General features: G+C 35.6%; 9 protein-coding genes. All 9 read right to left on the bottom strand.

What is annotated here, in order from left to right; all coding sequences use genetic code 11:
* On the bottom strand, positions 1-430 hold a 430-nt coding region (locus ABF281_RS05820; RefSeq protein ID WP_347180738.1), incomplete at its 3' end, for a polysaccharide lyase family 7 protein.
* 19 nt (positions 431-449) lie between these two features.
* The gene (locus ABF281_RS05815; protein WP_347180737.1) at positions 450-2,186 is read right to left on the bottom strand and encodes a PKD domain-containing protein; all 1,737 of its coding nucleotides are present in this window, start codon (positions 2,184-2,186) and stop codon (positions 450-452) included.
* Between the two features lie 43 nt (positions 2,187-2,229).
* Positions 2,230-3,186, bottom strand: coding sequence for a PKD domain-containing protein (locus tag ABF281_RS05810; RefSeq protein ID WP_347180736.1), 957 nt, complete (start codon positions 3,184-3,186; stop codon positions 2,230-2,232).
* Between the two features lie 22 nt (positions 3,187-3,208).
* The gene (locus ABF281_RS05805) at positions 3,209-4,654 is read right to left on the bottom strand and encodes a RagB/SusD family nutrient uptake outer membrane protein (protein ID WP_347180735.1); all 1,446 of its coding nucleotides are present in this window, start codon (positions 4,652-4,654) and stop codon (positions 3,209-3,211) included.
* 18 nt (positions 4,655-4,672) lie between these two features.
* Positions 4,673-7,783: a TonB-dependent receptor gene (locus tag ABF281_RS05800; protein WP_347180734.1), complete on the bottom strand. Its 3,111-nt coding sequence runs from the start codon at positions 7,781-7,783 to the stop codon at positions 4,673-4,675.
* A 500-nt stretch (positions 7,784-8,283) separates the two neighbouring features.
* Entirely contained in the window at positions 8,284-9,840 is a 1,557-nt protein-coding gene (locus ABF281_RS05795; RefSeq protein WP_347180733.1) for a RagB/SusD family nutrient uptake outer membrane protein, read from the bottom strand.
* 23 nt (positions 9,841-9,863) lie between these two features.
* Positions 9,864-12,902 carry a TonB-dependent receptor gene (locus ABF281_RS05790; RefSeq protein ID WP_347180732.1) on the bottom strand — a complete coding sequence of 1,013 codons (3,039 nt, stop codon included), beginning with the start codon at positions 12,900-12,902 and terminating at the stop codon, positions 9,864-9,866.
* 496 nt (positions 12,903-13,398) lie between these two features.
* Positions 13,399-13,776: a cupin domain-containing protein gene (locus ABF281_RS05785; RefSeq protein WP_347180731.1), complete on the bottom strand. Its 378-nt coding sequence runs from the start codon at positions 13,774-13,776 to the stop codon at positions 13,399-13,401.
* 75 nt (positions 13,777-13,851) lie between these two features.
* Positions 13,852-16,089: a heparinase II/III family protein gene (locus ABF281_RS05780; protein ID WP_347180730.1), complete on the bottom strand. Its 2,238-nt coding sequence runs from the start codon at positions 16,087-16,089 to the stop codon at positions 13,852-13,854.
* Positions 16,090-16,111: the final 22 nt, after the last annotated feature.

Raw genomic sequence — 16,111 nt, 5'->3', positions numbered from 1 at the left:
TCATATAAGCCCCTTCAGCAAAAGTCCAATTGGTATTATTATCACCTGGAACCATTTGTTCTCTTAACTCCGATCGAGAATATTTTGTGTTTGCTGTGGTTGCGTTACTAGGAAATGCATAAAAATCTAAAGTTCCTTTGATAGAATCGTTATACATATAAGGAATTAGCCTTTCATCCGTTGCGTAATCAAGAATTTCTGGAGGCTCGATATTCATGGCGCCTCCCTTTCTGTTTAGTTCAGGGGTGGTAACACTCCAATGACTTAAATCTATTTTTGAGAGTTTAACTTTTTTGCGTTTTTTCTTCTTCTTTTTAGCTTTTATTTCTTTTTTAGTTTCAGAAACGCTACTTGTCTTTTCTTGACAAGTAGCGTTTAATGAAACTAAAATTATTAATCCTAAGATTAATGTTTTAGCACAATTCCTCATGTTGTTGAGTTTTATTAATCTATTCTGCTGGGTAAAGTTTTACATTATCTATGTAAGCATCTTTAGATGTTACAGCGTAAAATAAAATTGATACTTCACCGTTTGCATTCGATCTGAAAGGTAACTTCATCGTAGTTCCTCCTGAACAAGAGTTATCACCAAATTTACCATTAGCGATAGTACCTACATGCCTAACCAAAGGAATGCTAGCTACAGCACTCTCGCTGTCATCAAAATGACCATTTAATATAGTAGCAACCATACTATCTTCTCCATTACCTCCAGTTCTAATCGCATAACCATACTCAAGTACGTACTCTGTGTTAGGAGTTAGGTTAAAGGCTTGGTAAGCATACCTTGTATTTCCTGGGTTAACAGTACCTTCTAAGTCTGCTGCACTTTGGCTACTTGACCACTTAGCTCCTCTTGTTTTAGACCCAAGTGTTCCCTCATAATTTGTACAAGAACCGTCTGAGCTAGTACCAAAAGGGTTCGAATTTCCTAGACCAGCTATTTTCCATGCACCTCTAATGTTACCATCATCACTTGAATCACCATTTAATCTTTCAAAATCACCTTTAACCACTTCTGGATTAATAGAACCAAAAACCCCAACAATAACATCCATTGTTGTCGAAGTTGAAACTCCTGACTCGTTTGTCGTGGTTAAAGTTACAGTATAAGTGGATTCCTCTCCGTCATCAGCATACTCATGAGTAGGGTTTTGATCTTCAGAAACCTCCGATCCATCTCCAAAATCCCAACTGTAATTTACAGCAAGCTCTGAAGCATCTGTAAAAGTAACGGAATAGTCATTAGCATTACTATCAATAGTAAAGCTTGGTACTGAAAGAGATACTCTGTGTAAATATATATTATCAACGTTCAAAGTCGCTTCATCTGTAGCTACACCATCTGATCCTAATTCAAAAACAATCTCATTAATTGAGGTAATTCCTTCATCAGACAAATCAATATCAAAAGCAGTCCATTCGTTATCTTCTAAATCTTGTTCGTAGGTCTTTCCCCCCAAAGAAATCTTAACTTTATTAAGACCAATGCTATGAATAGAATGCAAATCAATGTGCAAACTATCAGCACTTTCTCCAGAAGCGAATGCATCTGCAATTGTTATTTCATCAAAAGATACTTTTCCAATTGTTGCACTCAATTTAGAATACTGCGCCGCATTGTTATCTCCTACCAAGGCAGCAATATACTGAGCTGTTCCTCCATCAAACGCAACATTTGATACTGAATTGGTATACGCTGATAAAGCATTTCCATCACTCAAAATAGACAATACATTTTCATTCTCTACATCTGGCGATGTAGGAACAGTTGCTAACGCAGTTGGTGTATGGATAATATCAATATTGTCTGTTAATACTTGACTATCCTCTTTACCATCAGACTTTCCAGTAACCGTTATGGTATAAGTTACCTTTTCTAATTCGTTTGGATAGTCATAAGTAACAGATCCTCCCTGCTCCGTGATGGTTAACATATCTTCTGTACTCGTATCATCACCAAAATCTACTTGGTATGAATCTGCTCCAACAGATAGAGGAGTAATGGATACAATGGTACCATCACCACTTACCTCTGCAGTAAAGCTGGACAAAACTACTTGCTTTATTCCGGAAGCTGTACTGGTAACATCTCCTGGCTCAAGCATCACATCAGATTGACATGATGACAAGATAAGACTTGAAACAACCAAAGTACTTATTCCTTTTTTTAATAAATTCTTCATATTTATTTGATTTTATTTCTTGTTTAAACTGTTAGCAACAAAGTTAATCCACCGGATAAACCTTAACATTATCGACATATGCGTCTACTGGTGTAGAAGCTGAAATCCAAATAGAAGCTTCTCCACTTGCAGGAGCGGTAAATTCTACATATAATTTATTGAAAACTCCCTTTCCGTCTACTACAGTACCTTCTTCTCTACCTAGAATCTGAGTTGCATCACCTTGTGAGGCCACGAAAGCATCTGCACCATCAGTGTGATATCCATTTAATACCTCTGCAATGATTTTTCTTCCTCCTACAGGATCTGCAGAAACATCAGTTTTTATTGAATACTGTAATTCTAAAATATACTTGAAACCAGCGGTTATTGTAATCGGCTGGTAAGCAAATCTAGAACCAGACTTTCTAGTTATTGATCCGTCGGCAGCTACCTCAATAGACGTACCTGCTGTCCACTTAGCTCCACCTGATTTTCCAGTTCCTAAATCTTCTCCGTCAATATTCAATGGTGAACCATCACTACTGGTATTGAATGAAGTAGTTGTTCCATCTGTAAAAGAGTCAATTTCCCAACCGTCACGACCACTCTCGAAATCTGGATTAATAATAACCGGAGTTACGGGACCTGGTACTACTTCAACATCAAAAGTACCTGTATTAGATACATTATTTCCATCTGTAGCTGTCAAGGTAACTTGGTACGTAGCTTCTAAATCTGCAAAAGTATACTGTGGATTGATCTCAGTAGTAGTTGTTCCATCAGGAAACTCCCACAAGAAAGTGATGGCCTCAGATGATGTATTTGTAAAATTAATAACATAATATCCTGCAGGATCTGCCAAGTAAGTAAATGCTGCTGCTGGTGGCACAAGATCTTCAACTGATCCTGTATCTGGCAATTCAAAAGCATAAGGATCCTCACAACTTACCAAACTAGTGGCTGCTAAACTTAGCAGCACTAGATTTGTTTTTAATATTTTTTTAAATAAAGTTTTCATTCTAATTGAAATTTATAAATTATTAATACCCTGGATTTTGAGACAACAAACCTTTACTTAAGTTTATTTCACTCTGAGGAATTGGCAACAATAAATCTGTTGTGGAAAAAGTATACCCCATTTCGTCTGCATGGTTTTGTAAAACTTCAGCCGCAATACCAAATCTTTGTAAGTCAAAGAAACGTTGGTTTTCGAAAGCCAATTCTAATCTTCTTTCTCGAATCAAATCTTCTTGAGTAATTAAGGTAGTATTAACTGGTGAACCCACTGCTCTTGCTCTTACCGCATTGTACGATGACAAAGCACCCGGATCAGTAGTGGTATTTGCACCTGCCATAATAGCTTCAACATGTAACAACAACACATCTGCATACCTTAACACAATCCAATCGTTACCTGCTTTACGAGGAATAATCTCAGAAAAATCTCCATCAGAAATTCCATCAGGAAAATATTTTCCAACCTCGTATAAGGATAAATTATTCAAAGACACTCTATATGAAAAATCACTTCGTACTGTTGCAGCATCTCCTGTAAATGCGTTCACAAGGTTATCATTAGGAATATTTAATCCGTCTTGGCGACCCACCTTAGAATCGAATTCCGAAGAGAATCCTTGAGCATCAGCATCTATACCAGAAATATATCCAATAGAAAATATCACTTCATCATTTCCTGTTTCATTATAGAAAATATCATTGTAATCAGCTTCCAAGAGGTATGTACCTGAATTCACAACAGCCTCACAAAGAGACTGAGCTCCTGCATAATTTGGCTCGTCTAAGGATAAGAAAACTTTTGCAAGTAAAACTTGCGCAGCTGGCTTACTAGCTCTATTCTTTGTTGTTGCCTCACCCATGCTTCCAACAGCATACTCTAAATCTTCAACGATCGCTCCATAAATTTCTGATGATGCCACTCTTTTATATAGCACATCTGAATCTTCTGGACTTACAACTGATAAAGTTAATGGAACATCACCATATAATCTCACCAAATTAAAATAGGCATAAGCTCGTAAAAATCTAAGTTCACCTCTGAAAGCATCTTGATTGCTTTCATTTGCAACCTCTACGTACTGCAACATGTTATTGGCTCTAAAAATCACTTCATACATACTCTGGTAGTAATCCATTGATTCCGCATTTGTTGCTTCTACGATATACCTATGAAAATCTGCTTTAGAACCCTCAATAGTAGCTGCTCTGGTATTGTCAGAGCGGTGCTCTGTTAATAAATACTCAAATTGCACACCTTTATTGGTCTTTATCACACTACTGGTCGTTTCCTCTGGAATCCCTTGGATAGCATCATAGACACCCAAGATTCCTTGCTCCACATCTGTATCATTGCTGAAAAAAGATGAATTTGTCACTAATGATTCTGGCTCAGGATTAAGGAACTCATCAACATTACATGATGATAAAACGCCTAAAACTGCAAAAGCCATATATTTTATATACTTCATAATAGTTGTTATTTAAAATTAAAAGTCAATATTTAAACCTAATGTCATTGTTCTATACTGAGGAGTACCTGCTCTTTGCCCTCCACTAGTTAACACTGCATCTGTGTTGCTATCAGAATGTTCTGGATTGAAACCGTGATAATTTTCATCCATGGTGTAATAAATTAAATTCTGACCTGTTGCATACAATCTCAAAGACTCTAACCCAAACTTTGACAAAAATCCTTTTGGAAAACTATACCCAACATTTACGTTACGCAAGGAAAGATAGCCAGCGCCTTGTACAATATCATTTGTTAGGACCCTATCCTGTAAGAAAGTTGGATGAGAGATCAACTCATTTTGGACAGCCAACTCAGCACCTTGATCGATAGTCCCTCCTTGCCAATGCGTGTAAAAATACTGATCACCAACATTTCTAACTTGTGAACCATGACTTCCTTGAATCATAAATGACAAGTCAAAATTCTTAATTTTAAAATCATTTGTCATACTCCAAACCAAATCTGGATAAGGATCTCCTAATACTGTTTTGTCTGAATCTGAAATGATTCCATCACCATTTAAATCTTTTACGATTACCTGTTCAGATTTTCCATTGATTGGGAAATAAGGTGTATCCCAGTATTCATTTGGCAAAGGTTTAGTATCATCTACTACGTAACCGTAAAAAGAGGATATCGGATTACCCGAAGCATTAATCCATTCTGTATTTCTACCATAAGTATCTTGAAGTATTTGACCATCAGAGTCAGCAAAATCAACCAACTCATTCTTCAAAGTTGTTGCGATTACAGAAGTTGTCCACTTAAAATTCTCATTAGCAATATTTCTTGATTTGATTTCTAATTCTAAACCCGTATTCGCAACTTGACCAATATTCACAATCCCTGAATAGAAACCAGTGACAGCTCCTACTGGGTTGTTCAACAACAAATTATAACTCTCTCTTTGGAACCAATCCACAGAACCTGTAATTGTATTGTTAAAAAATCCGTAATCAATACCCACACTTAAATCCTTATTTGCTTCCCATTGAAGCGCTGTATTGGCAAGGTTGCTTGGGTTTGGTGCTGTTGAAGATACATTATTAACTGCATAAGTATCTGAATCTAACAATGAGATATATGGAAATCTGTTTATTGTATTGTTCCCCAAATTACTAAAGTTCTCATTTCCTGTTAACCCGTAACTAGCTCTTAGCTTTAGAACACTTATCACATCGCTTTCTAGCAAAAATTCTTCTTTATGAGCATTCCACCCCAAAGATACTGCTGGGAAAGTACCCCACTTACTATCTACACCAAACACTGAACTACCATCTCGTCTTACCGAAGCATTTAACAAATACTTTTCTTTAAATGCATAATTCAATCTTGCAAAATAACCTATCTTTCTTCTGGTCTCATTGAACTCTGACCATGTTGAAACTGCAGTTGCAGCATTTAATGTTTTCACCAAATCATTAGTAAAACCGGTTCCTGTAACCATAGATTCTTCATATCTTCTCTCTTGGAATGTCAAACCTAATAGAACATTGATATCATGATTCCCTATTGTATTTGTATAAGTCAATAAGTTATCATTCACCAACCTGGTTTTAGATTGATTTTGAAGATTCAACAAAGATCTAGACGCCCCATTGGCATGGTAATTTACACCATCATACCTATGTCTTTTTCTATTCTCAAGTGTAACCCCTAACTGAGTTTTGAATTTAAAATGATCATCTATTTTATATTCTAAATATGTTTTTCCAAAAATCTTTGTTTTGTACTCAAAGTGTTCTCTTTCTACATACTGAGCGTAAGGGTTAGAATCTCCTGAAGTTCTTGGACGAGTATCACTACCATCACCATCTAAATCCAACTCTACCAAATGATTTTCATAAAAGTAATCTCCTGCTTGAACATCGCTGTAATTATTTCTGTCTACAAACTGTAAAGACTCTTCTGTGTGATATATAGGCAACCAAGGTGACTGTCTTATCGGGTTGTGAATAGAAGTCGGCAAAGCTCTACGCTTAGAGTAAGAAGGTGTAGCCGTAATACCAACCTTCAATCTATCATTTAACTTACTATCAACCTTTACGTTTGCTGAGTATAGGTTATAGCTATCGGTAATAACAACTCCTTCATCACTCAAAGATCTCAAAGAAGTAGAGAACTTAGTGTCTTTTGATCCTCCTCTTGCAGAAAAAGAGTGACTTTGTACATTACCTCCATTAAAGAAAACATCCTGCCAATCTCGATCAACGCCTAAAGCATCTACCAAAAGCTGCATGTATTGAGTTCGTTCTGACACAACTCCTTCTTCGGACTGACCTGCTTCGTAAGCTGCCCAATCTGCAACAGATTTTTTGTACCCATCACTTTGGTGTGCTTCTTTACTTCCAAAATAAGTTTTATAACTAAACTTAGTCTTCCCTACTTTACCTTCTTTTGTAGAAATGATAATCACACCATTCGCTCCTTCAGAACCATAAATAGCAGCAGAAGCCGCATCCTTTAATACCTCAAAAGACTCAATGTCATTCATATCTAAGTTAGATAAGAAATCAGAATCTACAACAATCCCATCAACCACTAGGGCTGGACCTGTTTCACCAGAAATAGAACCAAAACCACGAATTGTAATTTTTGGAGCTGCACCAGCCTCAGCATTTGTAGTTTGAATATTTACCCCCGAAACCTGACCGATCAAAGCTTCATCAACACGTGAAACTGCAACTTGATCTAATTTTTCGTTTGTTACTTTTGAAATGGCTCCAGTTATGGTAGACTTCTTTTGTGTACCATACCCTACAACAACAACTTCTTCTAATGCAGATGCATCTTCCTGGAGCACCGAAGTTAAATTGTTTTGCCCTGATATAGATATTTCTTTGGTTTTAAACCCCAAATAAGAAAGCACAATAACGTCTCCTTTCTTAACTGAAAGCTGATAGTTTCCATCAAAATCTGATATGGAACCTATAGAACTTCCTTTGATGATTACATTTACACCTGGTATTGGACTATTATCAGATTGAGATAAAACCGTACCACTCAGATTATAATTCTCCTGAGCAAACAAAGCCAAATTGAAAAACAATAAAGCTATTAGTGTTATACTTTTTTTTAGTTTCATTGGTATTAGTGTTAAGTTAATTTAAAAAATTAATAAAGTTCGAATCACTCCAATAAACTAATTACTGTCTGTGATCGAATGTGTGTTTGTGTTTTTTTTTAGCCCTTATGACTTACCTTATCAAACAATAAAGTTGTTTCTGAAGACTGTTAAAATTGATTTTTTTGTATTTTTTTTTTAGCGATAGTTTATTAAATTTTAGGTTGTTTTTTTGGTTTACCAAATTGGATAACCAAAATGGTTGACCAAATATATATTTAATATGTTACAAAACAAAATTATTTTATGAGCAACTGAAAAAAAACAATAATGTGTGCTATCCAAACATTGGGTATCAAACTAGAGTAAATTTTCTGAAAATGAACCAAAAGGAACTTCATCCTAAGCTATAAAAGCAAAAAAGAATCTATTGGAAAACCAATAGATTCTTTTTGCATACTTTGAAAGTAATATTTTGTGTCTTTTTTTTTATAAAAAGCTACAAGTTTAACCACCTAGATTTACTCCAGATTAGGGTTACTATCAATTTCTGTGTTAGGAATTGGAGTTAAATAATCCGCGTCTGAAAATTCAGGTCGAACTTCTAAACCATTAGGACCGAATGCCTGTGCTCCAATCTTTCTTCTAGCAATATCGTACCATCTTTTACATTCAAAAGCTAGTTCATATCTTCTCTCCTCTAGTACATCATTTACAGTTACTGTACCTGAAATATCAGCAGGAACAGAAGTATTAGAATAATCGTTCGCCCAAGAACCTCCAGCTCTAGCTCTTGCTCTAACCAAATTCACATAAGTCACAGCATCTTGTTGATTCCCAATTTCAACAGCTGCTTCTGCTGCAATCAACAACACCTCAGCATAACGCATCATAGATGGGTTGTGACTTGTCGCTCTTACAGCTCCTCGAGCAAATGTCCCAGGAAAACGATAGTACTTCGCAATAAATGGTCTAGCCAAAGCTTGTTCATGTACAGAACCATCTGCAGTTCCAAATTCAGTATAGTTAACTTCATAGGCCTCGTCTGGAGTATCTTCGTTAGAATCGTGATCCCCAAAGAATACTGCTTTATCATCAAAACTTACAGCTCTTCTATAGTCACCTGCTGGCCAGTCATTAAAAACCTTAATTTCTGGGACAACTTGAGCCCAACCTCCATTTCCAGCTCCGAAACGATAATTGTTTCTAATACCTGTCATTGGTGCAACTTGATCATAAGCATTATCGCTAGCCTCTACATTATTATAATCTAAAGCAAATATTGGCTCTTTTGAAGCGTCTATAACATCTGCATTAAATAAATTTTGAAAATCTGAGTCTAACTCATAGTCATATGCTGCTTTGTTGTTTATCACTTCTTTTGCTTTGTCATATGCATCTTGCCAGTCACCCTTTGTCAAATAAACCAGTGCTAAATAAGATTTTGCTGCTCCTGCGGAAGGTAAAGATCTTGCAGGTTGTGTATTCGGCAAATGAGCCTCCGCAAATTCTAAGTCCTTTATAATTCCCTTATAAACATCTTCTGCAGAGGTCTTATTAATTTTAGCTTGTGCTTCTGCAGTTGTTGCAGTAACAGGTTCCGTTAAATATGGAACTTCTCCGAATAACCTTACCAAATGAAAGTAGTAAAATGCTCTCATGAAATAGGCTTGGGCTACAACTGGATTTTTTTCGGCATCTGGAACATCTACTAAAGCAGCTCCTGCAATAGCTTCATTAGCGGCTGCAATACCTCTGTAAATTCTGTTCCATGGGTCGTAAACCATTTCATTGTCATCCGTGATTGTATGGGTATCCATTTCAACTCTTCTGGCAGTAGAACCTGTTGGTCGAAATGCAGCCATGTCAGAACGTAACATCAATGCATTAGACAGCTTTCTTCCCCAAATTTGCTCATTGTATGCGTGTGCATAAGTAGCATTTATCGCAGTTTGAATATCTTCAGTAGTCTGAAAGAATCCCTCCGGCGCTAATAAACCTTTAGGTTCTTCTACTAGATCAGAACATCCAGTTACTGATAAACCGATCAGTAACAATAAATATTTATATGTTTTCATATTATATATGTTTTAAGTAATTATTAAAATTTAATATTTAAGCTAAAGTTCACAGACTGTAAAGTTGGGTAGTTACCAAAGTCAAAACCTTGAGCAGTATTTCTCTTAGTGTTGTTTGAACCACTACCACCAAAATAACTTACCTCAGGATCTAAACCAGAATAATCTGTGATGGTGAATAAGTTTTGAGCACTTACTGAAAGTCTTACATTCTCAAATCCAATCTTTTCAACAATATTTTCAGGCAAATTATATCCCAAAGCAACATTCTTTAATCTAATGTAACTACCATCTTCTACAAAACGAGAAGATATTTCTCTAGTAGAATTATTTCCTGCACGAGGAGCACTTCCATCTTTTGAAGCATTGAAGTAATCATAAGTTGTGTTAGACTCTCCGTTATACAACTGTACGTTGGTCATGTTGAATATTTCTCCACCTTGTGAACCTTGAATGAAAATATTTAGATCCCAGTTTTTGTAAGAAAGATTGTTGTTAAATCCGTAAGTGAAATCAGGATTTGGATCACCAATAATCGTTTGATCCTTAGCACCTCTTACACCGTCACCGTCTAAATCCTTAAACAATGGATCTCCTTCTAAAGTAGTCGAGGAAGCGCCTACTGTTCCTTCTGGTAAATCACCTCCTTGGTGAACACCTACGTAATCATAACCCCAAAATTGACCAACTGCTTCTCCCTCTCTCAAGATATAGGTATTACCTACACTAAAATAACTAGGCGCAGCACTATTAAACCAATCTGTATTGTTCAATAACTTCACAACTTTATTTTTGTTAGTTGACCAATTTATGTCGGTATTCCAACTAAAATCTTTTGTAGAAATTACATTCGCATTCAAAGAGATCTCAAATCCTTGATTATTAATTTCTCCAACGTTTGCTAAAATCTCATCATTTAGGAAACCAAAATATTTTGGTAATCCTGTATTACGCATGATCAAATCTTTAGTATCAATATTATAATAATCTAAAGAAAGGTTGATTCTGTTTTTCAGTAAACCTAAATCTAAACCAATATTTGTTTGAACTGAAGTCTCCCATTTTAAATCTGGATTAGACGGTTGATCTGGAGTTACTGCATTTACTTGCTGTCCATTTACAGAAGAGTAAATAGCTCTCAGACTTGCCAATGATCCGTATGGTGAGATGGCTTGATTTCCAGTTTCACCCCAACTCGCTCTTAGTTTTAAATTAGAAACCGCTTCTACGTTTTGGAAAAAACTTTCATTTGATATTTTCCAACCCAATGCAGCTGATGGAAAAGTCGCGTACTTTTCATTTTTTGAAAAGTTAGATGCTCCATCACGTCTTATAGTTGCAGTTAATAAGTATCTATCATCATAATCATAGTTCACTCTCCCAAACTGTGATAATGTTTCTGAAACTCTTCTAAAAGAAGTTGGCTGCATTGTAACCGCACCTGCATTTAGATTGTGATACCCAACACTATTTGACGGAAATTTTTGAGCTCCTGCTGTAAAAGTTTCATTTGAATCTTTTTGATAAGAGTACCCTCCTAATAAAGTTAATTTACCTTTACCGATTTCTCTGATGTAAGTCAAATAATTCTCACTCAAAATAGTTGATCGCGTACTATTCAACAAAGTAGCTTCTCCTCCTTTTTGACTTGCCGTAACAGGTAAAGTTGAAGGTAAGAAAAGACCTTCTGTTTGGTTAACAGAACTGAAACCTAAAGTTGTTCTGAAAGTAAGACCCTCTAAAATATCGTAGCTTAAATAAGAATTTGCTCTGAAATTATCCGTAATTGTCTCGTTAATTCTTTCTGTAGCAACCGCGTAAGGGTTATCAAGGAAATCTCCTCTAGTATCTGTTTGAAAACTTCCATCTTCAGCGATAACCCCAAGGTCTGGTGAAAATCTCATAGACAAAGTAACCACATCATCATTTCCAGCAGTAACACCTCCTGATGCTTGTGTTGCTATTCCATTTTGAGTACTTCTACTTCCAAAAAGATTAAGTCCTAATTTTAATTTATCTGTAACTTGTGAATCTATGTTTGATAAGAAAGTTGCTCTCTCAAATCCAGAATTCACAACAACCCCTTCTTGTTTGAAATAATTTCCAGACGCATAAAAGTTTGTTTTTTCAGAACCCCCAGAAAAAGAAAGTTGATGATTTTGAGTATTCCCTTGTTGATAAATTAAATCTTGCCAATCTGTGTTTTCAGAACCTCCACTATAACTAACAGGAGATTCTCCTGCAGTTAGAGCTTGGTTGTTAAACACCTCTTGTTGATAAGTGGCAAAATCTCCAGCATTCAATAAGTCTAACCTGTTAGCTGTATTTTGAACAGCATAAGTAGAGTTTAACTCAATATTTAACGCTCCTTTTTTACCTTTTTTCGTGGTAACTAAGACAACTCCATTAGACCCTCTTGACCCATAAATAGCTGCCGCAGAAGCATCTTTTAACACCTCTAAAGAAGCAATGTCATTTGGTTGAGGCATTGCACCACCAACAAAACCATCTACTACTATTAATGGTGAACTACTTGCGTTAATAGAAGTATTACCTCTAATTTTGATAGAAATAGGCGCACCCGGCTCTCCTCCATTATTGGACTGAACAACAACCCCAGCTGCACGACCTTGTAATGCTTGAGCAGCATCTAACACTGGAAATGCTGTTAACTCTTCAGTCTTCACAGAAGATACTGAACCAGTCAAGTCACTTTTCTTACGAGCTCCATACCCTACAACAACTATCTCCTCTAGTTCAGAAGCATCCTCCTCTAGATATGTAGTTAAGGACGTTTGATCCGTAATCACAACTTCTTGCGAAGTAAAACCTATGTAAGAGACAACGACAACATCACCTGCTTTTACAGCAATTTGATAATTACCATCAAAATCTGAAATGGTCCCACTTGAACCTCCTTTAATAATTACGTTTGCACCTGGTACGGGACTTTGATCTGAATTAGATAAAATTTTACCACTCAGTTTAAACCCTCCCTGAGCAAACAAAGCTATATTGAAAAACAATAAAGCTATTAATGTTATACTTTTTTTTAGTTTCATTAGAATTAGTTTTTAGTTAGTTAAAAAATTTAAAACACTCTTTTAAAAGTTTAGTCAATCTTTAATAGAGCTTGGAATTCATAGTTTTAGTGCATATTAATCGTCATTTCAAAGATTAATGACATTTGTTAATTAGAGTTGGGCAAATACACAAACACCCTTTTTTTTTGATTAAGTTTTACCAATCATATAGTTTGTTTTTAGAGTTTGTTCTGGTAAACCAAATTGGTTAACCATTTCAATTCACCAAATATATATAATACAAACACATTTAACAAATATTATTTTAGGTTTTATCTCTTATTGCTAGTAAAAACCAAAAAATAATGAAGAAAGAATCATGAAAAAACTTTCTCCGAACAAAAATTAAAGCACAAAAAAAAAGAACTTCATATGAAGTTCTTTTTTTATTTTTTTGGACAATTCTAATTTTGCTATACGGTCAAAACTAAAAAAACTTATTATCTCTTAGCATGAGACAAATCAAATAATGATACTACTCTTCTTTATCACCAAAGTAAGAAACCTCTCCCCCACTCAAGAAATCTTCTCTTACCGGACTAAACGTGTCTATCAAAATACCCGACTCAAGACAAGTCGCTTCATGCCATAAATTAGGCTCAATGTAGACACCATCTCCAGCTTCAACAATTTTCTTAACACCATCTATTACAAATTCAAATTTTCCTGATGCACAAAAAGTAGCTTGGGTGTGAAAATGTTGATGTGGTGCGCCAGTAGCCCCTTTTTCAAACTTAACCTGTACCATCATAATTTGATTGTCGTAACCTAGAAATTTTCTAGAAACCCCTCCTCCGAGTTCTTCCCATTTCATATCTTTTGCCACCATGTACTTTTCACTAAATCGTTTCATATTCTTAAATTTTATTTTGTTATCTATTTTGCTCTACTTATATCGAGTGATTTGTTTTTGTGCTTACCAACTTTTTTAATGAACTAAGTAAGGTCCGTTCCATTCATATTGACGACCATCAATTCTTAATTTATGTTTTCTACTGGTATCAACTTGTTTGTTTGCTATTATGATCACTTTGGAAACATTATTTGTAGTTTTTATCGTAAAGGCTGTATAATCTTGGTCATCATAAACTACTTTAATGGTTTCAATATGACTCCTTGCATCTTCTGAAGACTCCGAAACATAATCATACCCACCATGAGACTCCAACACAGATGCAAACACAGTATTTGATTTATTTCTTCTTATCATGAAGCCTGCATCTCTTCTTAAATTAAATTTTGGATCATTCGCACCAATGCGTGTGAAAAACAATTTGTCATTCATGTCGGCGGTAGTAGTAATCGTATAATAAACACCTTTATTCAAAAATGAGAACTTTGTATTGTCTGCAAGAGGTTTTCCTATTCCTTCTACCCATAAATGTTGGTACCCATGCTTAGATCCCAAGGGAGCGAGAGTTTGATTACTGGTGTACTCAAAATTTGTTTGAATGACTTGTCCTTTAAAATAAAAAGGGAAATCGTACTGGTGAATATCTTTAGACACCACTCTCATCAAGTCAACTACATATGAACTCCCTAAAGAAGATTCCTCAATCATCATCATCGTTCTATGCAAATTAGTATCTGGGTAAGCATGATTTTCTTTGGCACTTATAATTTGAATTTTTTGATTGGATAAATCATAAAAACTCAACTCTGAATGATGTTTACTTCCCTCCTCATACTTACCTTTAAAATGAGAGATTTCGTCACGAACAATGGTATTATGAGCAATGGTCTGTTTGGCCCAAGTCTTGTTCTCCTTTAAATAATTCCCTCCTCCTTTTTGTTCAATATTTACAAATCTTGCCAATCCGTAATCTTGAATAACTTCTTCGCCATTATCAAATAAAGAATACGATAATTTATCGTAGTGCCCATGGCTCGACCCTTGAGCAGTATATTTAAAAACCAATTCTAAACCCGCTTGATCTGTTCTTAGCACACAAACTCCTCCTTCATCTCCTTCTGACCCATCACTAAGATTGACAGATTTCTTATGAAAAGGAAGGGCTTCTCCCTCTCTTATCGCTAATGCAACCATAAGCCCTGAGTCGTCAAGCAAAACCTTATTTTGTCGTTCTGCAATACTCAACAAACTCTTGTCTTGATTTCCAAAACAAAAAGCAATATCTACCGCAGAAACAACGGCTTCGGTGTAATAGGACATTCCTTTCTGACCATCATTGAGAGCAAAAAATTCACCATCTGCATCAGTTAAATTCAAAAGTGCATTCACCGATTTCAAAAGAACTCCGTTTTTGTAGTTAAAAATCTTTAGATCGGGTTTTACATTTTCCAATGCTTCTGCAAAAATCAAAAACGGATACATCGCATAACGCTGATAGTAAGGACCTTCGGTATAATAACCATCAGGAGAAAATGGTTCCTCTAGATTTGCTAAAAAACCTGCTTTTCCGTCTTTGTTTTTTATAAAACCTCCATCATCGTCTTTTGCATTTGCATCTAATCCGTCATCTTTTATACCATACAGAGCTCTTTCTAATAAGACATCGTCACCCATCACCAAGGCTATCATTCCAACAGCAGCATTTCCCCAAGTACTATGATTGTGTACACGATTGTAAAACTGTGGATTTCCTATAGATATAAAATCTGCAAAAGGTCTAAATAAGTTGTTTTCTAATCTATTGCGCTCTTTTTCTGATAAATAATCATATATACAATCATAAGCTTGACTCATATAAACCAACCAATTGGAATCATTCAAGCATTGCCAAAATAATTTACCCCTAGCATAAGACCTAGTTTTGGGATGAACTGGCAGTGTTTTGTACATCGCCTCATACTGCATCAACATATCTTTTACATAATCAGCATATTTTTCATCTTGCAGAATCTGATACAACACAGCTGCTTTTGGTAAAATTAAAAAGTTTTTTTTGTGACGAGCATGTGTATAACCCCCTGAATAATCTTTTGGAATGGGTGTATCTATCCCTGATGCCATCTCTAAGTCCACTTCCTCTTTTACCCTTTTCAATGTTTCATCAAAAAGAGGAACACGCCCTAATTCTTTCCTGATATTTTCTACACCTGACCGTGTTAAAACCAAGCTAGGGTGTTCTTGAGCATTCACTTGAAATGACACACTTAAAATCAGAAAGGTGGCTTTTATGATACAATAAAAATTCAATTTCATTTTGACTGTTTTTTTTGACAGA

Source organism: Wenyingzhuangia sp., from assembly GCF_039768515.1.
In the GTDB taxonomy this organism is placed as follows: Bacteria; Bacteroidota; Bacteroidia; order Flavobacteriales; family Flavobacteriaceae; genus Wenyingzhuangia.
This window is presented reverse-complemented; position numbering and strand designations above follow the sequence as displayed.

Bases quoted from the DNA above. Each gene is read 5' to 3' on its own strand.
- ABF281_RS05790 (WP_347180732.1), bottom strand. From the start codon at position 12,902: ATGAAACTAAAAAAAAGTATAACATTAATAGCTTTATTGTTTTTCAAT.
- ABF281_RS05785 (WP_347180731.1), bottom strand. From the start codon at position 13,776: ATGAAACGATTTAGTGAAAAGTACATGGTGGCAAAAGATATGAAATGG.
- ABF281_RS05810 (WP_347180736.1), bottom strand. From the start codon at position 3,186: ATGAAAACTTTATTTAAAAAAATATTAAAAACAAATCTAGTGCTGCTA.
- ABF281_RS05800 (WP_347180734.1), bottom strand. From the start codon at position 7,783: ATGAAACTAAAAAAAAGTATAACACTAATAGCTTTATTGTTTTTCAAT.
- ABF281_RS05795 (WP_347180733.1), bottom strand. From the start codon at position 9,840: ATGAAAACATATAAATATTTATTGTTACTGATCGGTTTATCAGTAACT.
- ABF281_RS05805 (WP_347180735.1), bottom strand. From the start codon at position 4,654: ATGAAGTATATAAAATATATGGCTTTTGCAGTTTTAGGCGTTTTATCA.
- ABF281_RS05815 (WP_347180737.1), bottom strand. From the start codon at position 2,186: ATGAAGAATTTATTAAAAAAAGGAATAAGTACTTTGGTTGTTTCAAGT.
- ABF281_RS05780 (WP_347180730.1), bottom strand. From the start codon at position 16,089: ATGAAATTGAATTTTTATTGTATCATAAAAGCCACCTTTCTGATTTTA.